This window comes from Micromonospora sp. NPDC000668 (assembly GCF_042897975.1).
Taxonomy (GTDB): Bacteria; Actinomycetota; Actinomycetes; order Mycobacteriales; family Micromonosporaceae; genus Micromonospora.
In genome coordinates this window covers 373,672-398,047 of sequence record NZ_JBIAYP010000002.1, presented here as the reverse complement: position 1 = coordinate 398,047, position 24,376 = coordinate 373,672, and the positions used below count along the sequence as shown (strand labels likewise).

General features: G+C 73.2%; 20 protein-coding genes. 7 read left to right on the top strand and 13 right to left on the bottom strand.

What is annotated here, in order from left to right; genetic code table 11:
- The first annotated feature begins 142 nt into the window (after positions 1–142).
- The 4 genes from ACFY29_RS11240 (at position 143) to ACFY29_RS11225 (ending at position 5,202) form a co-directional block, all read left to right on the top strand.
- Positions 143–3,730, top strand: coding sequence for a nitrate- and nitrite sensing domain-containing protein (locus ACFY29_RS11240; protein WP_386985220.1), 3,588 nt, complete (start codon positions 143–145; stop codon positions 3,728–3,730).
- A complete protein-coding gene (locus ACFY29_RS11235) occupies positions 3,727–4,131 on the top strand; it encodes a roadblock/LC7 domain-containing protein (protein WP_007455462.1) in 405 nt (134 codons plus the stop codon). Before ACFY29_RS11240 ends, ACFY29_RS11235 begins: the two co-directional genes overlap by 4 nt.
- Before the next feature lie 98 nt (positions 4,132–4,229).
- Positions 4,230–4,607 (top strand): DUF742 domain-containing protein, encoded by a 378-nt coding sequence (locus ACFY29_RS11230; RefSeq protein ID WP_030329021.1) that lies wholly within the window; start codon positions 4,230–4,232, stop codon positions 4,605–4,607.
- 1 nt (position 4,608) lies between these two features.
- Positions 4,609–5,202: an ATP/GTP-binding protein gene (locus ACFY29_RS11225; protein ID WP_328423405.1), complete on the top strand. Its 594-nt coding sequence runs from the start codon at positions 4,609–4,611 to the stop codon at positions 5,200–5,202.
- Positions 5,203–5,433: 231 nt separating this feature from the next.
- Here the strand turns inward: ACFY29_RS11225 and ACFY29_RS11220 are convergent, their stop codons facing one another.
- Both ACFY29_RS11220 and ACFY29_RS11215 read right to left on the bottom strand, forming a co-directional pair.
- Positions 5,434–7,833: a transposase gene (locus ACFY29_RS11220; RefSeq protein ID WP_386986650.1), complete on the bottom strand. Its 2,400-nt coding sequence runs from the start codon at positions 7,831–7,833 to the stop codon at positions 5,434–5,436.
- Between the two features lie 39 nt (positions 7,834–7,872).
- Positions 7,873–8,832: a DNA primase gene (locus ACFY29_RS11215; RefSeq protein WP_386985217.1), complete on the bottom strand. Its 960-nt coding sequence runs from the start codon at positions 8,830–8,832 to the stop codon at positions 7,873–7,875.
- A 200-nt stretch (positions 8,833–9,032) separates the two neighbouring features.
- Here ACFY29_RS11215 and ACFY29_RS11210 point away from each other — a divergent pair, with 200 nt between their 5' ends.
- Complete coding sequence (locus ACFY29_RS11210; RefSeq protein WP_328423409.1) at positions 9,033–9,377, top strand: helix-turn-helix transcriptional regulator; 345 nt, start codon at positions 9,033–9,035, stop codon at positions 9,375–9,377.
- 14 nt (positions 9,378–9,391) lie between these two features.
- Here ACFY29_RS11210 and ACFY29_RS11205 read toward each other — a convergent pair whose 3' ends face one another.
- The 10 genes from ACFY29_RS11205 to deoC all read right to left on the bottom strand — a co-directional run bounded on the left by ACFY29_RS11205 (position 9,392) and on the right by deoC (position 21,092).
- Entirely contained in the window at positions 9,392–10,066 is a 675-nt protein-coding gene (locus tag ACFY29_RS11205) for a permease prefix domain 1-containing protein (RefSeq protein WP_386985215.1), read from the bottom strand.
- 68 nt (positions 10,067–10,134) lie between these two features.
- Positions 10,135–11,970 carry a thiol reductant ABC exporter subunit CydC gene (gene cydC / locus ACFY29_RS11200; protein ID WP_386985213.1) on the bottom strand — a complete coding sequence of 612 codons (1,836 nt, stop codon included), beginning with the start codon at positions 11,968–11,970 and terminating at the stop codon, positions 10,135–10,137.
- Positions 11,967–13,643, bottom strand: a complete 1,677-nt coding sequence (gene cydD / locus ACFY29_RS11195) for a thiol reductant ABC exporter subunit CydD (RefSeq protein ID WP_386985211.1) — start codon at positions 13,641–13,643, stop codon at positions 11,967–11,969. The genes cydC and cydD overlap by 4 nt, the downstream gene beginning before the upstream one ends.
- Entirely contained in the window at positions 13,640–14,647 is a 1,008-nt protein-coding gene (locus tag ACFY29_RS11190; protein WP_386985209.1) for a cytochrome d ubiquinol oxidase subunit II, read from the bottom strand. The genes cydD and ACFY29_RS11190 overlap by 4 nt, the downstream gene beginning before the upstream one ends.
- Positions 14,648–14,657: 10 nt before the next feature.
- Positions 14,658–15,908 (bottom strand): cytochrome ubiquinol oxidase subunit I, encoded by a 1,251-nt coding sequence (locus ACFY29_RS11185; protein ID WP_386985208.1) that lies wholly within the window; start codon positions 15,906–15,908, stop codon positions 14,658–14,660.
- Positions 15,909–16,197: 289 nt separating this feature from the next.
- The gene (locus ACFY29_RS11180; RefSeq protein ID WP_355602418.1) at positions 16,198–17,103 is read right to left on the bottom strand and encodes a M56 family metallopeptidase; all 906 of its coding nucleotides are present in this window, start codon (positions 17,101–17,103) and stop codon (positions 16,198–16,200) included.
- Between the two features lie 6 nt (positions 17,104–17,109).
- A complete protein-coding gene (locus ACFY29_RS11175; RefSeq protein ID WP_328423421.1) occupies positions 17,110–17,568 on the bottom strand; it encodes a BlaI/MecI/CopY family transcriptional regulator in 459 nt (152 codons plus the stop codon).
- A gap of 310 nt (positions 17,569–17,878) precedes the next feature.
- Entirely contained in the window at positions 17,879–18,703 is an 825-nt protein-coding gene (locus ACFY29_RS11170; RefSeq protein ID WP_386985205.1) for an aldehyde dehydrogenase family protein, read from the bottom strand.
- The gene (locus ACFY29_RS11165; protein WP_386985203.1) at positions 18,696–20,126 is read right to left on the bottom strand and encodes an aldehyde dehydrogenase family protein; all 1,431 of its coding nucleotides are present in this window, start codon (positions 20,124–20,126) and stop codon (positions 18,696–18,698) included. The genes ACFY29_RS11170 and ACFY29_RS11165 overlap by 8 nt, the downstream gene beginning before the upstream one ends.
- A gap of 6 nt (positions 20,127–20,132) precedes the next feature.
- Complete coding sequence (deoC, locus tag ACFY29_RS11160; protein ID WP_386985202.1) at positions 20,133–21,092, bottom strand: deoxyribose-phosphate aldolase; 960 nt, start codon at positions 21,090–21,092, stop codon at positions 20,133–20,135.
- Positions 21,093–21,225: 133 nt separating this feature from the next.
- Here deoC and upp point away from each other — a divergent pair, with 133 nt between their 5' ends.
- Complete coding sequence (upp, locus tag ACFY29_RS11155) at positions 21,226–21,858, top strand: uracil phosphoribosyltransferase (RefSeq protein ID WP_386985200.1); 633 nt, start codon at positions 21,226–21,228, stop codon at positions 21,856–21,858.
- Between the two features lie 74 nt (positions 21,859–21,932).
- Positions 21,933–22,610, top strand: coding sequence for a GPP34 family phosphoprotein (locus ACFY29_RS11150; RefSeq protein WP_328423431.1), 678 nt, complete (start codon positions 21,933–21,935; stop codon positions 22,608–22,610).
- 61 nt (positions 22,611–22,671) lie between these two features.
- On the opposite strand, the gene ACFY29_RS11145 is transcribed toward ACFY29_RS11150, so the two are convergent.
- Positions 22,672–24,351 carry a phospho-sugar mutase gene (locus ACFY29_RS11145; protein ID WP_386985198.1) on the bottom strand — a complete coding sequence of 560 codons (1,680 nt, stop codon included), beginning with the start codon at positions 24,349–24,351 and terminating at the stop codon, positions 22,672–22,674.
- Between the last annotated feature and the right edge of the window lie 25 nt (positions 24,352–24,376).

The window sequence follows — 24,376 nt, the reverse complement described above, 5'->3', positions numbered from 1 at the left end:
TCATCACACATTCGGCCGGTGACAACCTGGGCTTTCTTCTTGCCGGGCGACATGGTGGAATCTCGGGGGTCCGACCCGCCGGGTCGGTCGCTGGGCGTTGCCCGGGGCAACGCGCTGAAGCTGTAATCGCGAGGGCGGTGACGTGAGCAAACGGCCAAAGACGGCGGGCTCCTTCCTGTCGCGGCTGCGCCGGCCGGCCAGCCGGCTCCGGGACATGCCGATCTGGTCCAAGCTCGGTCTCATCATGATCGTGCCGACCATCGCCACGGTCGTTGTGGGTACCAGTGGTCTGGTCGACCACCTGGAGACCCTCAACAATGCCAACCGGGCCGGCGACCTGGCCAACCTGTCGAGCTACTCGGGTGACCTGGTCGACACGCTGCAGGACGAGCGGACGGCCGCCGTGCTGCTGTCCGCGGCGGACGGGCTGCAGCCGAAGGCGCAGTACCAGGAGGCCTACAACCGGGTGAATTCCCGGGTCGACCAGGCGAAGGGTCCCTACCTGCAACAGCGGGCCGAGATCGAGGACCTGCCAGCCAGCCTGGAGGGCCTGCTCGACCAGATCGACCAGGACCTGAAGGATCTGCCGGGCGCCCGTAGCCAGGTGTACAACAGCAAGCTCAAGCTCACCGAGACCGTCCAGGCGTACGAGGGTCTGATCAACAACCTGCTCGCCATCCGTGAGTCGGCCACCCAGCTCGCCGGTAACAACGAGCTGAGCGACCGGATGCGAGCCGCCGCGGCCGTCGCCCGGGAGAAGGAGTTCCTCTCCGTACGCCGGGTCGTCGTGCACCGCGCACTGGACCAGAAGCAGCTGACCCCGGTGCTGCGTACCGACTACATCGCCAGCGGCACCGGCCAGCAGCAGGCGGAGCAGAGCTTCAAGGCCGTCGCCACCCCCGAAGAGGCCGCGTTCCACGATCAGACGATCGCCGGCGGTGACCGCCGCGAGGCGCAGAACTACATCGGCTGGATGGACGGCAACACCACCGGCGACATGCGCGGCGCGATCTTCGGTCCGGACCAGTGGGACTCGGCCATGACGGCCAACGCCAAGCTGATCCGCTCGGTCGAGACGAAGCTCGACCGCGACGTGGTCGCCGAGGCCGACAACCTGCGCTCGGACGTCCAGCGCCAGGTGTTCCTGGAGACCGGCCTGCTGCTCAGCATGCTGCTGCTGGCCATCCTCTTCGCCTACCTGGTCGCCCGCTCGATGGCCCGCTCGCTGCGTGAGCTGCGGCAGGGCGCCCTCTCCGTCGCCCAGTACGGTCTGCCGCAGGCGGTGGCCCGGCTGCGCGACCCGCAGGTCGTCGGGCAGTTGTCCCCGGTGCAGCTGGCCAACCAGATCGCCGAGCCGCTGCCGGTGCGCAGCAAGGACGAGTTCGGCCAGGTGACCGAGGCGTTCAACGCCGTCCACCTGGAGGCCGTCCGGACGGCCGCCGAGCAGGCGGCGCTGCGCGCCTCCGTCGCGACCATGTTCGTCAACCTGGCCCGCCGATCGCAGATCCTGGTTGACCGCCTCATCGGTCACCTCGACCGGCTGGAGCGCGGCGAGGAAGACCCGGACCGGCTGGCCGAGCTGTTCCAGCTCGACCACCTGGCCACCCGGATGCGCCGTAACGACGAGAACCTGCTGGTGCTCGCCGGCGCCGACTCCACCCGCGTCCAGCGCGAGCCGGCTGCGCTCATCGACGTGCTGCGCGCCGCGCAGTCCGAGGTCGAGCACTACACCCGGATCGAGTTCGGTGTCATCGACCGGGACATCGAGGTCGCCGCGCACGCGGTCAACGACCTGGTGCACCTCGTCGCCGAGCTGTTCGACAACGCCACCGCGTTCTCCCCGCCGGATTCGCAGGTGATGGTCGAGGCCCGCCGGGTCGGCGACCGTGCCTCGCTCTACGTCGAGGACCGCGGCATCGGCATCAGCCGCGAGCAGCTGTACGAGCTCAACGAGCGGCTCGCCACGCCGCCGCAGGTGGACGTGGCCGTGTCCCGCATGATGGGCCTGGTCGTGGTCGCCCGGCTTGCGTCCCGGCACGGGGTCCGGGTCGAGCTGCGTCCCGGCGGTGACCGTGGCACGGTCGCCGACGTGACCCTGCCGACCTCGGTGCTGGTGCCCCGGGCGCTCTCCGGCCGGGTGCAGCAGCCGCCGGCGCTGCCGGCTGCCGGCGGCCCGCAGCAGCACGGTGGGCCCGCGCCGGCCTTCGGCGCGCTGCCCGCTCTGGGCAACGGTCCTCGCCCGAGCGAGTCCGGCAACCAGGTCACCCTGGGCGGTCGCCCGTTCGATCCGGCCTCGCGCAACGGCGCCGGCACCCCCGCCAACACCGGTGCGTACCGCTCGATGCCGGCCTGGTCGGACCTCACCGGTGCGGCCGGGACGAACGGCGGGGACGGGTTCACCCCGCGGACGGCCAACGGCCAGCCGATCGACCCGCTGCCGCAGCGCCGGTCCGGTGACGAGCCCCAGAACACCGGTCAGCAGCAGGCCATCCCGAGGCAGTTGCCCAGCAGCCCGGAGACGCGCCCGTACTCGCCGCCGCCGGTCTCCGCGCCGCCACTGCCGCCGGTCTCTGCCCAGCCCTACTCCGGTGCGCCGGTCTCCGCCTCGCCAGCCTCCGGCCAGCCGTACTCCGGGCAGCCGTACTCGGGTGCGCCGTACACCGGTTCGCCGGTGTCCGCCGCCCCGGCCTCCGGGCAGCCGTACGCCGGCCCTCCGGTGTCCGCGTCGCCGGTCTCGGCCACCCCGGCGTCCGGTCAGCCGTACTCGGCGCCACCGGCCTCCGGCCAGTCGTTCAGCGGCTTCGCGCCCCGATCCGCCCCGCCCGCGTCGACGCCCAACGCCCCCGCACCGCCGGCCTGGCCGCCGGTGCCGGGTGGCGACCGGGACGCGGCGACCCCGCCGGTTCCCGAGCGGCTCGCCGCCGCCCTGGACATGACGACGGAACTGCCACGGGTGCAACGACCCGAGCAGTCGGCCGCCGCGGCCCAGCCGCCGGCACCGACCCCGGCGGCACCGGCGCAGAGCCGGCCCGCGCCGCGCCAGCCGCAGGCCCAGAACAGGCAGCGGTACGCGGACGAGACCATGGAGCTGCCGATCTTCCGGGAGCTCGAGTCGGCCTGGTTCCGTACCCGCCGGCCGGGTACGGATGAGGCGGCGGCCCCGGCAGCCCAGCCGGCGGCGAACGGCGGCACCGCGACACAGCAGTTCGCTACGGTCGAGGCCAGCGGTCGGGCCGTCCACAAGACACCACCCGGGACGACAGGTAACACGCCGATGGCAGACACTCCGACGGCCGGAGGAGCGCCGCGGGAAAACGGGTCTACAGCGAACGGGGGCGCTCGCCCCAGCCTCGCCGAGAGCCTGCCGACCCGCCGGCCCCAACCGCAGCAGACCAACGGCTGGCAGACCGCCGCCGACGACGGCTGGCGTGCCGCCACGGCAGCGGCCAGCACGGCGCCAGTGAGCGAGACCACCACGACCGGTCTGCCGAAGCGCAAGCCGATGGCGCAGTTGGTGCCAGGCGCGGTGGAGAAGCCCACCACCTCGGTCCAGCGGCGCTCCCCGGAGGCGGTCCGTGGCCTGCTCTCCGCCTACCACCGGGGCGTGCAGCGAGGGCGTAGCACCTCGGACAACCCGACCAGCCCGGAGGCGACTCCGGGAGGGCAGCAATCCTCGCAGTCTGGCTCAGGCTCAGCGGCCGGGAGCGGGCAGAAGGAGCAAGAAGGATGACAACTACGCAGGATCTTGGTTGGCTGCTGGCCAACTTCGCCGACCGGGTTCCCGGTGTCGCGCATGCGGTCGCCGTCTCGGCGGATGGCCTGCTCCTCGCGTCGTCACGGGATCTGCCACGGGACCGGGCCGACCAGCTCGCCGCGATCGCGTCCGGTCTGGTCAGCCTGACCCAGGGGGCGGCTCGCTGCTTCGAGGGAGGCGCCGTACTGCAGACCGTCGTGGAGATGGACAATGGCTTCCTGTTCCTGATGTCCATCTCGGATGGCTCGTCCTTCGCCGTACTGGCCGCCCGCAGCTCTGACGTCGGGCAGGTCGGCTACGAGATGGCGTTGCTGGTCGACCGGGTGGGCGACGCCTTGACCCCGCAGCCGCGTGCGGCCGCGGGAATGCTGGGCTGACGTCGCGCCGATCGTGAGGTCGGCGCAACTGCAACGACAACAACGACGGGTGTCACCGGTGGGAGCCGGTACGGGGTACGAAGGAGGTGAGCGGCGACATGGCCGATCGTGACGAACCGACCGGAGCGTTGGTCCGTCCATACGCCGTTACCCGTGGTCGTACCCGTCCCCGGCTCGACATCGCGCTGGAGGCGCTCGTCGAGACGACGGTGCGCGGTCGGGCCGCTGCCAATGGCAACGGCGGCCAGGGCCGCGAACACCAGTACATCGCCGCGCTGTGTGACGGACGCGTGCAATCGCTCGCCGAGATCGCGGCGCGGATGCAGCTCCCGCTCGGTGTGGCCCGGGTGCTCATCGCCGACATGGCGACGGACGGCCTGGTCGCAGTCCACGAGCCGACCATCCTGGACGACTCCGACGACGCGGTGGGCACTGAACTGCTGGAGAGGGTGCTGAGTGGACTTCGCAGGCTCTGACATGTCGCACCGCCCGCCGAACCCGAGCGCGCGCGTGACGTCGGCGAAGATCGTTATCGCCGGTGGATTCGGCGTCGGCAAGACGACGCTGGTCGGCTCGGTCTCGGAGATCACGCCGCTGACCACCGAGGCCATCATGACCTCCGCCGGCGTGGGCGTCGACGACACCCGGCAGGTGCCGGGCAAGACGACGACCACGGTGGCCATGGACTTCGGCCGGATCTCGATCGATCGTGACCTGATCCTGTACCTGTTCGGTACGCCGGGTCAGACCCGATTCTGGTTCATGTGGGACGAACTGGTCCGGGGCGCCATCGGTGCGGTCGTGCTGGTGGACACTCGCCGGCTGGCCGACTGCTTCGCGGCGATCGACTTCTTCGAGCACCGGCGGCTTCCGTACCTGGTGGCCATCAACTGCTTCGACGGGATGCAGTACCACGACCCGCAGGACGTTCGGGACGCGCTGGCGATCTCGAGCGACGTGCCGGTGGTGGCCTGCGACGCCCGTAACCGGGAGTCGACGAAGCACGTGTTGATCTCGCTGGTCGAGTACGTGCTCACCATGCGTCGTACGCGCGCCGTCGCCCCGGCCTGATCGGGCGATCAGCGCCCGGTGGTAGCTTCGGCCGCCACCGGGCGCTAAATGCTGTCCAGGACCGGTCGGTGCGCGACCGTCGGAGATCGTGGAAGGATCCGACCCCTGGAGGGTAGGTCCCTTCCGAGGTCTTTACATAGACGTCGTCCGGGGTGAGACCTCTCACCCCGGACGTTTGTCGTCGGTCTGCGCTTGTGTCGCTGGGCTGTCAGCCGGAGTGGCTGACAGCGCTCAGGACTGGTAGCCGGCGGAGCGGTACTCGTACTCCCGGTCGTCATCGCGGTCGCCGTGGTCGCGGCTGAAGTCCCAGCCGCCAGCGGCCTCGCGACCCGGCCGGCCGCCCACTGCGAACCCGCCGATCTCCTGGCCGCGGCGCCAACCGCGGAAGTAGCCGGTGGTGTTCTCGGCGAGGCTCGCAGCGTCACGCACTATCCGCAGTGGACGCTCTTCGCGCAGCGGGGAACCCGGGACCAGGTTGGCCTGCGGCACCCGCTTTGGCAGCCCGGCCGTCGTCTCGGCACCCACCGCGGGGCGGGCGGCCTGCTCGGCGGCCTGCCACCCGGTGTCGGCCTTCGTCGACCAGTCCAGGTCGGATTCCTCGGTCTGCCCGACGAACCAGGCCGACTTGGCCTGCGCGAAGATCAGGAGGTCACCGTCGCCCTCGTCTGCTACCGGCGGTGGCCGGTGCTCGACCGGAGGCGCCGGCCGGTGCTCGGGAGCGCGCTCGGCGCGGGCTGCGGGGCGGCTGTTGCGAGCGGCCTGCTCCGCGTCGACCAACCGCAGCGGCGGCGTCTCCAGGCGCGGGTCAGCGGCCGGGTTGAGCCCTTCGCGCAGCGCCCGATCGGCCAGCGGCGGCGGCTCCACCAGCCGCAGCATGGGTGGCTCCTGGGGCAGGTCATCCGCCAGCCAGGGCGGGGTGACGCGGCCGTCGGCGCGACCCGGGTCGGTCGGAGCGTCGATGCCACGGCCGCCGCCATACGAGTAGGCGGCCGGGTTGTTCGGCGAACTGTCGGCCGGGTCCTCCGGGTTGTTGACCAGCGGCCAGTTGGCCCGGGAGCCCGGCGCTGCCGACTCCTGGTCGGGCCGGGGGATGGGCACCGGGATGCTGAGGTCGGTGGCGCTGAACCCGCCGGTGGGCGGCTCCTCGACCGGACGCTGCAGGTGGTTCGGGCGGGGCTGGCCGTTGGTCTTCGGGCGGGGCGGGATGACGGTGCGCTGCCGCTCGGCCCGCGCGTTGTTGATCGCGGCGGTGGTCAGCGTCGGCCGGAACGGCTCGCCGGCCTCGGCCGGCGGGACCGTGCCGCGCTGCGCCGGTGCGATCGGCGTGATCCCCGGAGGCGGGGGCGGCGGCGAGGAGACCGGCCGGTTGGTCGGACCGTCGATCCGGCTCGGGCCGAACTCGGCTCGCCCGGGCGGGGCGGACACCGGCGGGCCGGCGAACGCGGCCGGGGCCACCGGAGCGGGCGCGACCGGCGGCGGGGTGACCGGAGCCGGTGCGACCGGCGGCGGCCCGAGTGGGCGGGGCGACGCCAGCGGGGCGCCGCCGGGGACCGGCTCGGGGCGGCTGCGCCGACCACCGGTGGGTGCGGGCTCGGCGGCGGCCGGGGCCGAGGTCGGCCGGACCGTCCGCAACCCGGTGCTGGTGTTGGCCATGCCGGCCAGGTCGCTGATCGACTCGCCACGACGGGTGGCGGCCCGGCGGCCGGGCGCCGGTGCGGGAGTGCTGACCCGCGAGCTGAGCGCGCTCACCAGAGCCTCGCAACCGGCGTCGCAGGCGCGCACCGAGGCGACCGCCTGCCGGACCGTCTCGGCCACCGCTGAGGTGAGCGCCCGGTTCACCGCGGCGCGGCGCGGCGTCTCGGAGATGGCGACCCGCAACGCGGTGACCGCATCGTTGATCTCGTCGGCGTCGGCCACCCCGTCCGCGGCGAGGTGCGCGGCGATGGCGTCGGCCGCCACCGAGACCTCGCGGCCCCGGGCGACGGTGCCGCCGAGCATGCCCGGCTCGGGCAGCGCGTCCAGCACCGCCAGCGAGACCGGCTCGGCCGGATCGGGGTACGCGCGCAGCGCCGCCGGGTAGAGCTCGCGCAGCACCTCGCGCAGGGCCACGGCGGCGGAGTGACGACCGCTGGCCAGCGCGGCGTGCGCGGAGAGCACCTGCTTGTAGCCGGCGAGGTCCCGCGGTGCTGGCAGGGTGACCGCGGAGAGCGCGCCGGCCTGCAACGCGCGGGCAAGGCCGACAGCCCGACGTTCGGCCGGCGGCGACTGCATCTCCTCCAGGGAGTCGTCGTCGGCGAACCGCTCGGCGAAGTCGTCCACCGAGTCGTCGTCGGCGATCGCCAGGGGCCGACCCGCCGCGCTCAACAGCGAGGTGACCGTGTGGTCGTCGCTGTCGGCGGCGATGGCCGCACCGCTCGGCCCGCCCGACCGCTCCACGAGTAGCGCGACGAGCTGGGCGTAGCCAGCCGGGTCGTCGCCGATCTCGCAGACATGCAGCAGACGGCCTGCGTCGTCGACCACAGCGGACGTCAGCGTCGAACCGGCCGAGGCCGATCGATCAGCCGGGTCCGCCGAGGCCAGACCGCAGTACACGCGCACGAGCGCCACGGCGTCGTCCTCCTCCCGGGACAGGTCTTTCCTCTGCCAGCAACTGATGCTCCCCGGTACGGGTCAGTCGCGCCAGTCCACGACCGCAGAGATCTTGCCGACAATGGTGCGCCAACCCAGACTTGCGGTTTGTGCCCCGATTTTCTTCAGCCGCCGTCGGCCCATGAAACCGCCGATCCCACCGTTGACGGTGGCCCGCAGCGCCTCGTCCAGATCGTCGAGGCTGGACCCGGCGGAGAGCATGTCCAACACCGCAGGCAGCCGCAACGCGTACGACAGGTCACGGGCGACCTCACCAGCCTCGATCAGCAGGGTCGAATCCCAGCTGTCGTGCCCGCCGCGCAGGTTCTCCACCACGAGGTCGAGCTCGTAGGTGTCCTCGTCCAGCGGCGCGATATCGGCCGGCTCTACCCGTTCGGCCAATTCATTCCAGCTGTCCAGTTGGGACAGATCGTTGGGCGCGCCGGATCGGATGAAACTCACCAACGACTCGGGGGTTTTGAACAGCAGCAGCTTGCCCCGGTGGCTGAGGAAGGCGGGCACTTCCTCGTCGTCCGCCTCGTTGGCGACGTCCTCGTCCTCGTCGTCCTTGGTCGCGTCGGCGTCCGTGGCACCGTCGCGGCGACGGCGCGACGGCTCCTCCTCGTCGCTCTCGGCGAACTCCTCGGCCAACTCCTCGTCGAGGATGACGACGGTCTCGTCGTCCTCCTCCTCGACCACCTGACGGCGAGCGAGGAACGGGTCGTCCTGGTCCCGCTCGGTCACGTCGGTCGGGGTCAGCTCCCCCGCCGTCCGGTACGCCCGCAGCGTGAAGCCGGTGCCGGCGGGCAGGGCGATCTCCACCGGGTCGATCCGCACCTCGTCCCAGAGCGACCGGTCGGCCGGCGTCGACGCGCGGCCGGTCTCGTCGGCCTCGTCTGGCTCGGCCGGGCCGGTGGTGTCGTCGAGCTCGGGCTCGTCGGCGTCGGGCCGTTGGGGCGACTGGCGGGCCACGCTGACCTCCGTGTGCTTCGGGTTGCCCACCCGCCGGCGTCTCCGACCGGCGAGTGACTCTGGGCACATACCCTAGTCGGCGGGTCTGGGTGGCCGGTGCCCGCACCCCGAAGGCCGGGCGGTGCACCGGTTCGGGCCTGCGGGTCAGCGCCGGCAGCCACAGGTTACCGCCGGCGTCTCCGGGGGCTGCCGGTGGCGGACCGGCCGTCGGACAAGTAGCCTTGCTACGCATGAAGGCCCAGGCGTTGCACGGCCACCTTGACGCACTGCTGCTCGCCGTTCTCGAACAGGGCGCGCTGCACGGCTACGCCATCATCGAGGCGCTGCGGGCGCGCAGCGACGGCAACCTCGACCTGCCCACCGGCACCATCTACCCGGCTCTGCGCCGGCTGGAGCGCGCCGGGCACGTGGCGAGCACCTGGAGCACGGTCAACGGCCGGGAGCGGCGGACGTATCAGCTCACCGACCCCGGCCGGCGGGCGTTGGCCGGGGAGCGGGCGGGTTGGCGCGAGTTCCGCACGACGGTCGGCCAGTTCCTCGACCCGGGCAGCCCACCTCCCGGCACCCCGGCCTGAGCCCGCCCGCCGACTCAGCGGGCGGTGGCCCGCAACCAGCCGCGCGCCGCGCGGGTCAGCGAGAAGTAGGCGGCGCTGATCAGCACCGCCCCGATGATCATCGGCGGCCAGCTCAGCGCCGCGTCCCAGAGCCCGATCGACCAGGCGAAAAGAGCGCCGCCGGCCAGCATGCCGAGGACCAGGGCGCCGGTCAGGCCGGCGCCCACCGCCCGCTGCGCCACCACGAGGCCCGGCCGGGCGGACCGGCCGCTCGCCACCACCACCAGCAGACCGGCCACCGCGAACAGCAGTGCGCCCATCCAGATCCAGTCGACCGAGGCGGAGAGCAGCAGGTAGACGGCTGGCGGGCGCGGGCCATCGCTCCAGGTCGCCCCGCTCCAGGTCAGGTCGCCCGCCACCACCAGCACCCCGGCCACGGCCAGCATCCGCAGCGAGAGCCCGCGCAGCGCACCCACCGCCAACTCGGCCTGCCAGGAGGGGAGCAGCTGCGCCGGTGTGCCGAACTCGGCCACCGCCCGCCGCTGCGCCTCGGTGGGCGGCACCCCGTCCTCGCGGTACGCCTCGACGGCGTCCAGCAGCCCGTGCCGGGCTTCGGTCAGCAGGTCGGTCTTCAGCCGCGCGGGCCCCTGCAACCGGGCGGCCAGCTCCCGGAGGTGCTCCTCCACCAACACGTCCTCACAGCGCGGCATGGCACCACCCTGCCACGGACGTCGGTGCGCGGACGTCCGGGAAAACCCTGGTCGGTCCCGGAGGCCGGTCAGGGGGCGAGGGCCAGATATCCGCGTTCGGCCGCCGCCTGGAGCAGCCACTGGTCCCGGTACCAGCCGGGGGTGGCGATCAGCTCGGCGTGCCGGCCGCGCTGGATCACCCGGCCGCCGTCGAGGACGACGATCTCGTCCAGGTCGGCCAGCCCGCTGAGCCGGTGGCTGATCAGCAACACCGAGTGCCCGGTGGGGGTGGCGGCGAGGGCGGAGGCGAGCACCGCGTCCGCGGCGGTCGGGTCCAGCCCTTCGGTGGGCTCGTCGAGCACCAGCACCGACGGCGCGGCGAGCAGGGCCCGGGCGAGCGCGAGCCGCTGCCGCTGGCCGCCGGAGAGCTGGGCGCCCTCCTCGCCGACCAGGGTGTCCCAACCCGCAGGCTGGGCGCGTACCCAGTCCAGCAGGCCAGCGGCGGCGGTCGCTGCGGTCAGCTCCTCGTCGTCCGCCATGGCCCGGCCGAGCAGCAGGTTCTCCCGCACGGTGGCGTGGAAGACGTACGCCTCGGCGAGCAGCCCGCCGACCGCGCGGGGCAGCTCCTCCTCGGAGTACGCCGACAGGTCGTGGCCGTCCAGGGTGACCCGGCCGGACGCGGGCCGGACCGCGCCGGTCAACACGGCCGCCAGGGTGCTCTTGCCGGCGCCGCTCGGGCCGACCACCGCGATCCGCCGCCCGGCCGGCAGGTCCAGGCTCACCCGGTCCAGCGCGGGCGCGGCACCGGCCCGGTACCGCACGGTCACGTCGACGAAGCGCAGCTCGTGCGGGCCGCCCGGGTCCACGCCGTCCGGCTTGAGACCGGCGGCCGGGGGAGCCGGTGCGTCCGCATCGAGCAGGGCGGCAACGCGGGTCAGGGCGGGCCGTAGCTGGGTCCACTGGCGGGACGCCGCGACCAGGGCCAGCGCCACCTCGACGGCGGTCAGGGTGCCGACGGCCAGCACGCCGATCAGTACCCCCCGCACGTCGGCGGCGAGCGCGACCAGCACCACCGCGGCAGCGGTCAGGCCGGCGACGAGAACGCCGGCCGCGTCCACCGCGAACCCGGTGGCGGCCAGCCGGCGTTCCAGCCGCGCCAGCCGTCCGGCCCGCTGCTCGGCGGCGTGCAGAGCGGTGTCGGTCGCGCCGAACGCGGCCAGGTCGGCGGCGCCGTGGGTGAGGTCGATCGCGTCGGTGGCCAGTGCGCCGCGCAGCGGGGCCACCTCGGCCGCGCTACGCCGGGTGACCGCGGTGGCCAGTACGGGCAGCGCTACCCCGGCCACGAGCAGGCCGATGGCGAGCACACCGGCGGCCGGCGGCGAGATCAACGCCGCCCCGCCCACCGCCAACAACCCGACCAGGGCTGCCGCCGAGGCCGGCACCAGCACCCGCAGCAGCAGGTCCTGGACCGCCTCGACGTCGGAGACCAGCCGGCTCAGCACGTCCCCCGAGCGGTGCCCGGCGGTGCGGCGGGCGGCGAGGGTGGCGAAGACCCGGGCCCGAACGTCGGTGATCATGCGGAGCACGGCGTCGTGCCCGGCGAGCCGTTCGGTGTAGCGGAACACGCCCCGGCTGATCGCCAGTGCCCGGACCGCGACGATCGCCACGGTGAGCCGGTCCAGCGGCGGCTGGCCGGCGGCGCTCATCAGCAGCCAGGTCGCGGTGGCCATCAGGGCGAGCCCGGCGAACTCGGTGGCAGCGGCGAGCAGCCCCGCGCCGACGAGCCGGCTCAGGTACGGCCGGGCCAGCCGCAGCACCGTCCGCTCGGCGGCCGCCCGCCCGGCCGGTGCCGCGCCGGCCGCCAACTCCGGCATCGCGTCCAGCGGGCCCGGCCCGGCCGCCAGGGGATCGGGTGCCGTGCTCATCGGGTCACCTTCCCGGTCGGCTCGGGCGTCAGCTCGGTGACCCGGCCGTCCTCGATCCGCAGGATCCGGTCGGCGTCGGCCAGCAGCGCCGGCCGGTGCGCGACCAGCAGCGCGGTCCGCCCGGCGACCAGCCGGCGGGTGGCGTCGAGCACCACCGCCTCGGCTGCGGTGTCCAACCGGGCGGTGGGCTCGTCGAGCAGCACCACCGGAGCGTTCCGGAGGAACGCCCGCGCCAGGGCCACCCGTTGCCGCTGCCCGCTGGACAGGCCATGCCCGCGCTCGCCGAGCAGCGTGTCCAGCCCGTCCGGCAGGCCGGCCACCACGTCGTCCAGGGCCGCGTCGTGTACGGCGGCGGCGAGTGCCTCGGGCCGGGTGTCCGGCGCGCCGAGCCGGATGTTGTCGGCCAGTGAGGCGGCGAAGAGGTGGGCCCGTTGCGGCACCCAGGCCAACTGCCTGCGCCAGGCGTCCGGGTCGGCGGCGGCGAGGTCGACCCCGTCCACCGTGATCCGGCCGCTGGTCGGGGTCACGAAGCCGAGCAGCAGGCCGAGCAGTGTGCTCTTGCCGGCGCCGCTGGGCCCGATGATGGCGATCCGCTCGCCGGGCCGGACGGTCAGGGTCACGTCGCGCAGTGCGGTGGTCCGCTCGTACGCCACGGTCACCAACTCGAACCGGATCTCGCCCCGGCCGTCCGGAGTGGCCGCGCCCTCGGCGGCCCGGGGTGCGGCCGGCGCGGCGGAGATGGTGAGCGCCTCGTCCAGCGCGGTGAGCCCCTCCATGCTGGCGTGGAAGCGGCTGCCGGCGGCCCGCAGCGGCAGGTACGCCTCCGGGGTGAGCAGCAGGATCAGCAGCGCGGTCTGCAGGGCCAGGCCGCCGCCCAGCAGCCGGATGCCGACCGGCACCGCGACCAGGGCCACCGAGAGGGTGGCGACCAGCTCCAGCACCAGCGCGGAGAGGAACGCGATCCGCAGCGTCTTCATGGTGGCGACCCGGTGCCCGTCGGCCATCCGGCGGACCACCTCGGTCTGCGCCCGGGCCCGCCCGAACGCGCGCAGCGTCGGCAGCCCGGCGACCATGTCGAGGAAGTGCCCGCCCAGCAGGGAGAGCCGGCGCCACTGCCGCTCCGTGGCGGCCTGCGCCTGCCAGCCGAGCAGCGCGCCGAAGACCGGGATCAGCGGCAGGGTCAGCGCGATGATCACCGCCGAGCTCCAGTCGGCGAGGACGACCCGGGCCAGCACCGCCAGTGGCACCGTCACGCTCAGCACCAACTGCGGCAGGTATCCGGTGAAGTACGCGTCCAACGCGTCGAGCCCGCGCCCGGTCAGGGTCGCGAGCTGACCGGCCCGCTGACCGGCCACCCAGGCCGGCCCGTGCCGGCCCACCGCGCCGAGCAGGTCGGCCCGCAGCGTGGCCTTGACCGTGGCGGCGACCCGCGCCGAGACCGTGCCCTGCGCCCAGACCAACGCCGCACGGGCGGCGACCGTGAGCACGAAGCCGGCCAGCGCCGGCCGGTCCAGCCGCCCGTCGAAGGCCGTGGCCAGCGCCGTCGCGAGCGCGGTGGCCTGCGCGACGATCAACCCGGCGGCGAGCACGCCGAGCAGGGCGAGCACGGCAAGATCACGCCGGGCCTCGGGGACCCGGCGCAGCAGACGCGGGTCGAAGGGACGGCGGTTCACCAGTACACCGGTGCCCTGCCGTCGGTCCGTCCCCGGAAAACCCACCAACACATTGCCTGGAAGCCTAGTAGGGCCGGCAGCAGGGGCAGCACCACCCAGCCGAGCAGCCGCAGCGTCGGTGCGCTGGCGGCGGCGTCGGCCACCGTCAGCGAGGCGCCCGGGTCGGTCGTGGACACCAGCACGTAGGGCCAGAGGGCCGCGCCGACCAGCGCCACCGGCAGCGCCAGGGCTGCGCCGGTGGCGATCAGCGCCCACCCCGGCCGATGCCTCGTCAGCGCCGCGCGGGCCACCAGCAGCGCCGCCGCCAGCAGCACCGGCAGGAGTACGGCCACCGCCGGCCGCTGGACGGCGTCGCGTACCCGGGCGGAGAGCAGGCCCACGACGGTGGCCAGGGCGACCGCGGTGAGCGCCACCCGAACCAGCCGGCGGGCCAACCGGCCGACCGCGGCGGCGTCGGCGGCCGGCAGCCGCAGGGTGAGGAAGGTCGCACCGTGCACCGCGACCAGGGCGACCATGGCGAGCCCGGCGGTGGCCGCGAACGGAGTGGCCAGATGCGACACCCCGGCGACGTGCCCGTCGGCCTGTCGCGGCATGCCCTGCAGCAGCGCGGCCAGCAGCACGCCCCAGCCCACCGCGGCGAGCGCGCTGCCGACCACCACGACCCGGTCCCAACGGGCCCGAATCCGTTCGTCGGTGGGTCTGCTGCGAAGCTGCACCCCGGCGGTGACCAGGATCACCCCGGTCAGCGCGCCAGCGACGGCCGGGTAGCACCCGGAGAGCAACTCGCCCTCCAGCACCGGGAAGGCACCGAAGAGGATGCCCATGGCAGCGACCAGCCAGACCTCGTTGCCGAGGAAGAACGGGCCGAGCGCGGTCAGCGTCGCCCGCCGCCCGGCCGGACCACCACCCCGGGCGAGCAGCAGCCCGACGCCGTAGTCGTACCCGGCGAGCACCAGGTACCCGCAGAAGAAGAGGCCGAGCAGGGTGTACCAGGCGAGGTCCACGGAGATCTCCTCAGGCGAGGGCGGGTTCGGGCTGGGACGGCTGCTGCGGCACTGCCGGCGGGCGGCCGAGCGGCGGGTCGCCCGCGCCGCGGGCCGCGTGCCGGGCGAGCAGGACCCAGTTGGTGACGGCGAGGGTGCCCAGCAGCAGGCTGAAGCCGATCAGCGAGGCGAGCATCACCGGTGCGCCGACCGGGGAGACCGCCTGCTCGGTGGGGAGCAGCCCGTACGCCACCCAGGGTTGACGGCCGACCTCCCGGGAGATCCAGCCGAGGATCACCGCGACGAACGGCAGCGGCAGGGCGAGCAGGACCAGCCAGAGCGGGAAGCGCAGTCGGATGATCCAGTCCCGGTAGAGCAGGGGGAGCAGGAACCAGACGCAGCCGAGGGTGAAGCCGATCAGGATCATGAAGCCCAGCCCGACGCTGGCCAGCACCGGTGGGGTGTAGTCGCCGGGGCCGAACCGGGCCGTCCACTCGGCGATCAGCGCCTGCGCCTCCGGGCCCTGGCCGAACTTGGTCGGCTGCACCGCGCCGACCGGGCCGAACTGGGCGAAGCCGAAGCCCTGCACCAGGGTGATCGCCACCGCCGCGGTGACCAGGCCGATCCGCAGCGAGGTGCGGAAGAGCGCGAAGTCGGGGGTGCGCCGGATCAGGTGCCAGGCGCTGATGGCCGCCATCAGCATCCCGCCGACCAGCAACGCCGCCGAGACCACGTGCCCGAAGGCCATGCCGAGGCTGGGGTTGGTGAGCAGTGCGCCGAAGTCGGTGAGGTGGGCGATCCCGTCGCGCACCTCGTAGCCGACCGGATGCTGCAACCAGGAGTTGGCCACCATGATCCAGAACGCCGAGGCGTACGCGGTGAGCGCCACGCCCCAGAGCAGCGCGAGGTGCACGCCCTTGCGGAGCCGGTGCCAGCCGAAGATCCACATGCCGAGGAACGTGGACTCCAGAAAGAACGCCACCAGTGTCTCGATGGCCAGCGGTGCGCCGAAGACGTTGCCGACGTAGCGCGACAGGCCGCTCCAGTTCAGACCGAACTGGAACTCCATGACGATGCCGGTGGCGATGCCGAGCACGTAGTTGATCACGTAGAGCTGACCCCAGAACCGGGTGAGCCGCTCCCAGGTCGGGTTGCCGGTGACCACCCAGGCGGTCTGCATCCCGACCAGCAGGGTGACCAGCCCGAGCGTGACGACCACGAACAGGAAGTGGATCGAGGTGGTGGTGGCGAACTGCAGGCGAGCGAGGAGCAGCGTGTCCATGTCCGGCTCTCCGTAAGCGTTGGCTCCCTTGTCATAGCCACCCTACACGTAGCTTGGCTACACATTAACTACTACGCCCCGTCGTAAGAAAGTCTACGACAAGACGTAGTAGTTGTGGGTTCGGGGAAGATCGCGCTCAAACCTGGATGTAGTGGCCTCACGGACCCGAGAGGCCACTACATCCTGGATCGAGCGCGATCTTGAATGGGCGCAGGCACGGGCACGGCGGCGCGGCGCGAAGTCGCGCGGTGTGCGGGTGCGCGGTGCAGTGCGCCGGCGCGGGTGCGGGTCAGTTCAGGAAGAGGCTGATCGGGAGGGCGACCAGCGTGCTGGCGACCGCGAGGGCCGCGGCGCCGAGGACCCGGGGCGGTTGGTCGCTGACCAGCAGGCGCTGCACGCGTACGTCCAGGTCCCGATCGCCCATGCCCAGCGCCCCGGCCGGGGTGATCCGGTGGCCGGCGGCGGCGAACCGGCGCAGCGCGCCCGCCAGCGGTGCCTCGGCGTGCAGCTCGCGTGCCTTGTCGTCGGCGCGCATCTCGACCAGCAGGGCGACCCGCTCGTGTGCGTCACGGACCCAGCGGAACCACGGCAACGCGCGGCAGAGCGCGGTGAACGGCAGCAGCACCAGGTCGTGCCGCTCATGGGCGTGCGCCCGCTCGTGGCTGAGCACCGCCGCCAGTTCGGCCCGGTCCAGCAGGGTCAGTGTGCCGGCGCTGACCACCACCTGCGGCTTCACCCCCGGCAGGCAGTACGCCGCGGCGCTCGGATGGTCCAGCACCAGCGCGCCGGGCGCGGCCGGGTCGTCCCGGGCGACCAGCGTGAGCAGGTCCCGGTGGCGGCGCTGGGCGCGTACGGTGCCGTGGATGCTGCGCACGGTCGTGGTGACCAGCACCGCCCCGATGCCGAAGCCCACGCCCACACCGGCCAGGTGGAAGGCGGTCTCCCCGACCGGCAGGGTGCCGTGAGCGAGGTCGGTCGTCAGGGCGAGCAGTGCGCTGCCGGTCGGCAGGTCGTACCCGCTCACTCCGAGCGCCATCGGCAGGCCCATCGCGGAGAGGCCCAGCGCCAACCCGACGGCCTGCCAGCAGATGATCGCCACCCGAGGGCTACGCCACGTCCAGGTCGACCGGGCCAGTACCTGCGCGGTCAGATAGCAGGCCAGCATGGTGGCGGCGAAGTGCGCGGCGTACGCCATGGCGCCCTACCGCTCCGCTGCCTCGTCGGCTGCCCGCCGGCCCGCCGGTCCGTCCACCCGGTCGGTCAGCTCGGCCCCTTCGGTGGGCGCGGGCCGGGTCAGCCCGGCCTCGCTCCCCAGGGCCGCGCGCAGCACCTCGGCCTCGGTGCCGGTGACCGAGCGGGCGAAGCGCACCAGCGCGGCGTCCCGGCTGCCGCCCAGGTCGAGGGCGTCGAGCATGAGCTGGGCGATGTGCGCCTCGCGGCTGGCCGCCGGCCGGTACCGCCAGGCCCGGCCCTCCCGCTCCCGCTGCACCATGCCCTTGCCGGCGAGCCGGTCCAGCACGGTCATCACCGTGGTGTACGCCAGCTCGCGGCCGTCGAGCGCGTCGGCCACCTCGCGCACGGTCACTCCGTCCGACGTGCCGGGAACCACGTCCCACAGCACGTCCATCACCGCACGCTCAAGATCGCCCAACCGAGTCACCCCGCAATCCTACCCCCGGTAGTAGATCCGCCACCCCGAGAGGTCACCCGCCCCGCCACCGACGATCATCAGGTTGGCTGGGTCGGGCGAGATCGATCCTTTTCGCCAACCCATGATCACCGGCGTGGTCGGTCGACCGGATACACCGCTGGCCGGTGACCCCCACAGGAGGCGCCGGCCAGCAAGATCGAATACCCGGGCGGACCCGGCCCAGGTCAGGTTTCGGGGGGAGCCCGCCTGCGGAGGGATCAAGCCTGACCGCCCGGAGCGGGCGGGCTCCCCCCGAAACCCCACGGCCGGGACCGACCGATCACACCCCCTTGGGGTGCCAGACGGTCTTCGTCTCCAGCAGGTTCGTCATTCGGGCCAGGCCGGGGTCGGCGGACCAGTCCTGGTCGGCCGGGGCCGGCCGGAGCACCCGCTTGAGGTTCTCCGCCGCCCTGACCTCCAGGTCGGCCGCCAGTTCGGCGTCGGTCACCCCGGTCAGGTCGATCGCGTTGACGTCCATGTGGGCGGCCAGCGTCGGCGCGGTCTCCGTGATCCTGCCGGTGAGGATGTTGACCACCCCGCCGGGCAGGTCGGAGGTGGCCAGCACCTCGGCCAGCGTCACCGCCGCCAGCGGCTCGGTCGGGGAGGCCGCCACCACCACCGTGTTACCGGTGACGATCGCCGGTGCGATCACGCTGACCAGGCCGAGCAGCGCCGGGCGCTCCGGGGCGACGACGGCGACCACGCCGGTCGGCTCGGGCGAAGACAGGTTGAAGTACGGCCCGGCGACCGGGTTGGCGCCGCCGTACACCTGGGGGAGCTTGTCGGACCAGCCGGCGTACCAGACCCAGCGGTCCACCGCGGCGTCCACCTCGTCGCCCGGCACGCCGAGGGCCACGAACTGCTCGCGGCGACCCTCCAGCATCTCGGCGGCCCGGTAGAGGATCTGACCCCGGTTGTACGCGGTCGCCCCGGCCCAGCCCTTCACGGCGGCGCGGGCGGCGACCACCGCGTCCCGGGCGTCCTTGCGGGAGGCCAGTGACACATTCGAGGACTGCACGAGATACGACCGTCCCGACTCGCTGCGCGGGAACTTCCCGCCGATGAAGAGCTTGTACGTCTTGCGTACCGCGACCCGCTCAGACATTGAGGTAGCCCTCCAGCCCGTGTCGGCCGCCCTCGCGACCGTAGCCCGACTCCTTGTACCCGCCGAACGGCGAGGTGGGGTCGAACTTGTTGAACGTGTTGGCCCAGACGACGCCGGCGCGCAGCCGGTCGGCCATCCAGAGGATCCGGGAACCCTTGTCGGTCCAGATCCCCGCCGACAGCCCGTACGGCGTGTTGTTGGCCTTCTCCACGGCCTCGGCCGGGGTGCGGAAGGTGAGTACCGACAGCACCGGGCCGAAGATCTCCTCGCGGGCGATCCGGTGCGCCTGGGTGACCCCGGTGAAGATGGTCGGCGCGAACCAGAAGCCCCGGTCGGGCAGCTCGCACGGCGGCGACCACCGCTCGGCGCCCTCGGCCGAGCCGGCGTCGGACAGCTCGCGGATCCGCTCCAGCTGGGCGGCGGAGTTGATCGCACCGACGTCGGTGTTCTTGTCCAGCGGGTCGCCCACCCGCAGCTGGGCCATCCGCCGCTTCAGCGACTCGAGCACCCGGTCGGCGACGTTCTCCTGGACCAGCAGCCGGGAGCCGGCGCAGCAGACGTGCCCCTGGTTGAAGAAGATGCCGTTGACGATCCCCTCGACGGCCTGGTCGATCGGTGCGTCGTCGAAGACGATGTTGGCAGCCTTGCCGCCCAGCTCCAGGGTGAGCTTCTTGCGGGTGCCGGCGACGGACCGGGCGATGGCCCGGCCGACGTCGGTGGAGCCGGTGAAGGCGACCTTGTCCACGCCGGGGTGCTCGACCAGCGTCCGGCCGGTGTCACCGGCGCCGGTGATGATGTTGACGACGCCGGCCGGTAGCTCGGCCTGCTGGCAGATCTCGGCGAAGAGCAGCGCGGTCAGCGGGGTGGTCTCCGCCGGCTTCAGCACCACCGTGTTGCCCGCCGCGAGGGCAGGGGCGATCTTCCAGGCCAGCATGAGCAGCGGGAAGTTCCACGGGATGACCTGCGCGGCGACACCGACCGGCCGCGGGTTCGACCCGAAGCCGGCGTGCTCCAGCTTGTCGGCCCAGCCGGCGTAGTAGAAGAAGTGCGCGGCGACCAGCGGCAGGTCGACGTCGCGGGACTCCCTGATCGGCTTGCCGTTGTCCAGCGACTCCAGCACGGCCAGCTCACGGGAGCGCTCCTGGATGATCCGGGCGATCCGGAACAGGTACTTGGCCCGGTCCCGGCCCGGCATCGGACCCCAGACCTTCTCGTACGCCTTGCGGGCGGCGCGTACCGCGCGCTCCACGTCCTGCGTGCCGGCCTCGGATACCTCGGCCAGCACCTCCTCGGACGCGGGGTTGATCGACTTGAAGCTGCCGCCGTCGGTCGGGTCGACGAACTCACCGTCGATGAACAGCCCGTACGAGGGCTTGAGGTCCACCACCGAGCGGGACTCGGGGGCGGGTGCGTATTCGAACATCGGCTATCAGTCCAGGGTGAAGTAGTCGGGACCGGAGTAGGTGCCGGTCGTCAGCTTGGTGCGTTGCATCAGCAGGTCGTTGAGCAGGCTGGACGCGCCGAAGCGGAACCAGTCCGGGTCGAGCCAGTCTGGGCCGACGGTCTCGTTGACCATCACCAGGTACTTGATCGCGTCCTTGGTGTTCTTGATGCCGCCGGCCGGCTTCACGCCGACCTGCCGCCCGGTGGCGGCCCGGAAGTCGCGGACCGCCTCCACCATCACCAGGGTCACCGGCAGCGTCGCGGCGACCGGGACCTTCCCGGTGGAGGTCTTGATGAAGTCGCCGCCGGCCAGCATGGCCAGCCAGGAGGCCCGACGCACGTTGTCGTAGGTGGCCAGCTCGCCGGTCTCCAGGATCACCTTGAGGTGGGCGTCCCCGCAGGCTTCCTTGGTGGCCACGATCTCGTCGTAGACCTCCTTGTACCGCCCGGCCAGGAACGCGCCCCGGTTGATGACCATGTCGATCTCGTCGGCACCGGCCTTGACGGCGGCCCGGGTGTCGGCGAGCTTGATCTCCAGCGGCGCCTGGCCCGATGGGAAGGCGGTCGCCACGCTGGCCAGGTGCACTCCGCTGCCGCGCAGCACCTCGGCGACGTACGGGACCATCGCCGGGTAGACGCAGACGGCGCCGACGTGTGGGCAGGACGGGTCGGCCGGGTCCGGGCGCAGCGCCTTCGCGGCCAGCGCGCGCACCTTGCCGGGGGTGTCCGCCCCCTCCAGGGTGGTCAGGTCGACCATCCGGATGGCCAGGTCGATCGCCTGGGCCTTCGCGGTGGTCTTGATGGAGCGGGTGCCGAGCTGTGCCGCCCGCTGCTCCGCGCCGACCTGGTCCACGCCGGGCAGGCCGTGCAGGAAGGTCCGCAGAGCGGTCTCGGATCGTCCCAGCTCGGAGAGCTCCGACCGGGCCGACGTCGTTGTCGCCGTCATGCCGAGAAGTCTACGCACGGGACCACTGAGTGATCTTGCTCACGCCCGCCCGGTGACGCGCCGGCGTGAGCGGCGTCGCTGGTCCGGCCGCAGCCGCACCGCCACGCCGGACGGACCGGTAGGTTGAGCGATCGTGGACGTACACGTCATTGACCACCCGCTGGCCCAGTCTCGGCTGACCGCCATGCGGGACTCGCGCACCGATTCCTCGACGTTCCGGGCCGCGCTGCACGAACTGACCACCATGCTGGTGTACGAGGCGGCGCGCTCCTTCCCCGTCGAGCGGTACCCGGTGCAGACGCCGGTCACCGCCACCGTGGGCACCAGGCTGGCCAACCCGCCGCTGCTGGTGCCGGTGCTGCGGGCCGGCCTGGGCATGGCGGACGCCGCGCTCGGCCTGCTGCCCGAGTCCTCGATGGGCTTCGTGGGCCTGGCCCGCGACGAGGAGACCTACGAGCCGCGCGCGTACATGGAGTCGCTGCCCCGGGAGCTGTCCGGGCTGCCGGTGCTGGTGCTCGACCCGATGCTGGCCACCGGTGGCTCGCTGGAGCACTGCTGCCAGCTGCTGGCCGATCGGGGCTGCACCGACATCACCGTGCTCTGCGTGCTGGCCGCGCCGGTCGGCATCGAGCGGCTGGAACGCTCCGGCCTGCCGTTGCGGCTGGTCACCGCCTCGATCGACGAGGGGCTCAACGACCGGAAGTTCATCGTCCCCGGGCTCGGTGACGCTGGCGACCGCCAGTTCGGCGGCATGCCCCGCTTCTGACGCGTTACCCCGGTCGGTGCCGGGTCCGGCGGGTTCGCGCGCGGTGGTGCGCGGACCCGCTACCGTCTCCGGCCATGACTGGTGTTGCGCTCGCCGAGGAGTTGCTGCTCCTCGCCTACGACGACACGACCGGCAAGGCGACCATGCCGCGGATCAGCCTGGACCTGGGCATGGCCGCCGCGGTCCTGGTCGAGCTGGCCCTGGCCGGCCGGATCGCGTACGCCGACGGGTCCCTGACCGTGGTCGACCCGACGCCCACCGGCGAGCCGGTCACCGACGAGGTGCTCGGCCGGATCGCCGCCGACACCCCGCACACCCCGGCCTCGTGGGTGCAGCGCCTGCGGCACGGCCTGCGCGACCGGATCCTCGGTGACCTGTGCCGGCAGGGCGTGGTCCGGGACATCGACGAGACCGAGCTGGGCTTCATCCACGTGCACCGCTACCCGGTGGTGGACACGTCCGTCGAGGCGGAAACCCGGCTGCGGCTGGCCGAGGCGCTGACCGGCGTGGCCGCACCGGACGAGCGGACCGCCGCGCTGGCCACCCTGGTCGTGGTGCTCCGGATGGAATCGGCGCTCGGGGTGACCGGCGAGGCCGCCGCGGACGCCCGCCGCCGGCTGGCGGAGATCGCCACCGGCGCCGGTTTCTCCGGCGAGGTGAGCACCGACGACTCGGTGGTCCGCCCCTCGGTCGGCCTGGTCGTCGCCGCCTTGGCGAAGGCCGTCGACCAGGCCCTCGGCAAGCGCGCCTGACCCCGACACGAAAGGACCCCTTGCCCACGCACCAGGCGTCGGCAAGGGGCCCTTCCTCGCACTAGAGGCCGAGGGCGGCGGCGATCTCGGTGCGGAGCTGCGCGATCGCGGCCTGCGCGCGGGTCCGGGCCGCCGCGACGTCGCCGTCCGTGACCGGCTCGACCACCTCGAGGTACGCCTTGAGCTTCGGCTCGGTGCCGGACGGCCGGATCACCACCCGGGCTGCCCCGGTGCGCAGGATCACCACGTCCGCCTCCGGCAGCAGGTCCTGGGTGCTGTCGACCGGGTGGCCCAGCAGCGTGGTCGGGGTGGCCGCGCGGATCCGGGCCATCGCTCGGGCGATCTCCCGCAGGTCGTCCACCCGGACGGAGAGCTGGTCGGTGTGGTGCACGCCGAACTCGGCGGCCAGCTCGTCCAGCCGGTCGGTCAGCGTACGACCCTGCGCCTTGAGGCCGGCGGCCAGTTCGGCCACGGTCAGCGCGGCGGTGATGCCGTCCTTGTCGCGTACGTGCTCCGGGGCGACGCAGTAGCCGAGCGCCTCCTCGTAGCCGTAGACCAGCGGCGCGCTCCCGCCGCCGGCCCGGACGATCCACTTGAAGCCGGTCAGCGTCTCGTCGTAGGGCAGCCCCCGGGCCGCGCACATCGCCCGGAGCAGTGACGACGAGACGATGGTGGTGGCGTAGAGCCCGGTCACCCCGCGGCGCATCAGGTGGTCGGCGAGCAGTACGCCCACCTCGTCGCCGCGCAGCATCCGCCAGCTCTGCCCGCCGTCGGTCGTGCCGTCGCGGACCACCACCGCGCAGCGGTCCGCGTCGGGGTCGTTGGCGATGGCGAGGTCGGCGCCGGTGGAGTCGGCCAACGCGATCAGCCGGTCCACCGCTCCCGGCTCCTCCGGGTTGGGGAACGACACGGTGGGAAACTCCGGGTCCGGCTCGGCCTGATCGGGCACCACACCGGGCACCGGGAAGCCGGCGCGGGCGAAGGCGGCGGTGAGCACCGCGGCGCCCACCCCGTGCAGCGGGGTGTACGCCACCGTCAGGTCCCGTGACCCGTCCGGCGCGATCGCCGCGGTGGCCCGCTCGACGTACGAGGCGACCACGTCGTCGCCGAGCACCTGACCGGGTTGGCCCAGCGGCACCTGGGTCAGCGGGCCGACCGCGCGGATGGCGGCTTCGATACCGGCGTCGGCAGGCGGCACGATCTGCGCTCCCGCGCCCAGCTCCCCGCCCAGCTCGGCGCCGAGGTAGACCTTGTAGCCGTTGTCCTGCGGTGGGTTGTGGCTGGCCGTGACCATCACGCCAGCGACCGCGCCGAGCTGGCGCACCACGTACGCCAGCACCGGGGTGGGTAGCGGGCGGGGCAGCAGCAGAGCCGGCCGGCCGGCACCGGTGGCCACCTGGGCGGTCCGCTCGGCGAACTCGCGGGAGCCGTGCCGGGCGTCGTACCCGATCACCAGTGGGCCGGTGCCGCCCTGGGCGGCGAGCCAGCCGACCAGGCCAGCGGCGGCCTGGGTGACCACGGCGAGGTTCATTCCGTTGGGGCCGGCGCGCAGCGGGCCGCGGAGGCCCGCGGTGCCGAAGGTCAGCGGCCCGGCGAACCGGTCGGCCAACTCCGGGGCGCTCGCCGGCAGCCGGTCGAGCACTGCCGTCAGCTCATCCCGGCTGGCCGGGTCCGGGTCGTCGGCGAGCCAGCGCCGGGCTTGCTCGCGAATGTCGTCGATGTCAGTGGTGTCCGCCGCCATGCCCCTTGATAGCACGGCGGCGGAT

What these genes read in the sequence shown, in the direction of transcription:
- deoC (WP_386985202.1), bottom strand. Translation starts at nt 21,092, where the DNA reads ATGACGGCGACAACGACGTCGGCCCGGTCGGAGCTCTCCGAGCTGGGA.
- ACFY29_RS11235 (WP_007455462.1), top strand. Translation starts at nt 3,727, where the DNA reads ATGACAACTACGCAGGATCTTGGTTGGCTGCTGGCCAACTTCGCCGAC.
- ACFY29_RS11205 (WP_386985215.1), bottom strand. Translation starts at nt 10,066, where the DNA reads ATGCCGCGCTGTGAGGACGTGTTGGTGGAGGAGCACCTCCGGGAGCTG.
- ACFY29_RS11170 (WP_386985205.1), bottom strand. Translation starts at nt 18,703, where the DNA reads ATGTCTGAGCGGGTCGCGGTACGCAAGACGTACAAGCTCTTCATCGGC.
- ACFY29_RS11185 (WP_386985208.1), bottom strand. Translation starts at nt 15,908, where the DNA reads ATGGACACGCTGCTCCTCGCTCGCCTGCAGTTCGCCACCACCACCTCG.
- ACFY29_RS11180 (WP_355602418.1), bottom strand. Translation starts at nt 17,103, where the DNA reads ATGGCGTACGCCGCGCACTTCGCCGCCACCATGCTGGCCTGCTATCTG.
- ACFY29_RS11145 (WP_386985198.1), bottom strand. Translation starts at nt 24,351, where the DNA reads ATGGCGGCGGACACCACTGACATCGACGACATTCGCGAGCAAGCCCGG.
- ACFY29_RS11150 (WP_328423431.1), top strand. Translation starts at nt 21,933, where the DNA reads ATGACTGGTGTTGCGCTCGCCGAGGAGTTGCTGCTCCTCGCCTACGAC.
- cydC (WP_386985213.1), bottom strand. Translation starts at nt 11,970, where the DNA reads ATGAGCACGGCACCCGATCCCCTGGCGGCCGGGCCGGGCCCGCTGGAC.
- ACFY29_RS11230 (WP_030329021.1), top strand. Translation starts at nt 4,230, where the DNA reads ATGGCCGATCGTGACGAACCGACCGGAGCGTTGGTCCGTCCATACGCC.
- ACFY29_RS11225 (WP_328423405.1), top strand. Translation starts at nt 4,609, where the DNA reads ATGTCGCACCGCCCGCCGAACCCGAGCGCGCGCGTGACGTCGGCGAAG.
- ACFY29_RS11165 (WP_386985203.1), bottom strand. Translation starts at nt 20,126, where the DNA reads ATGTTCGAATACGCACCCGCCCCCGAGTCCCGCTCGGTGGTGGACCTC.
- ACFY29_RS11210 (WP_328423409.1), top strand. Translation starts at nt 9,033, where the DNA reads ATGAAGGCCCAGGCGTTGCACGGCCACCTTGACGCACTGCTGCTCGCC.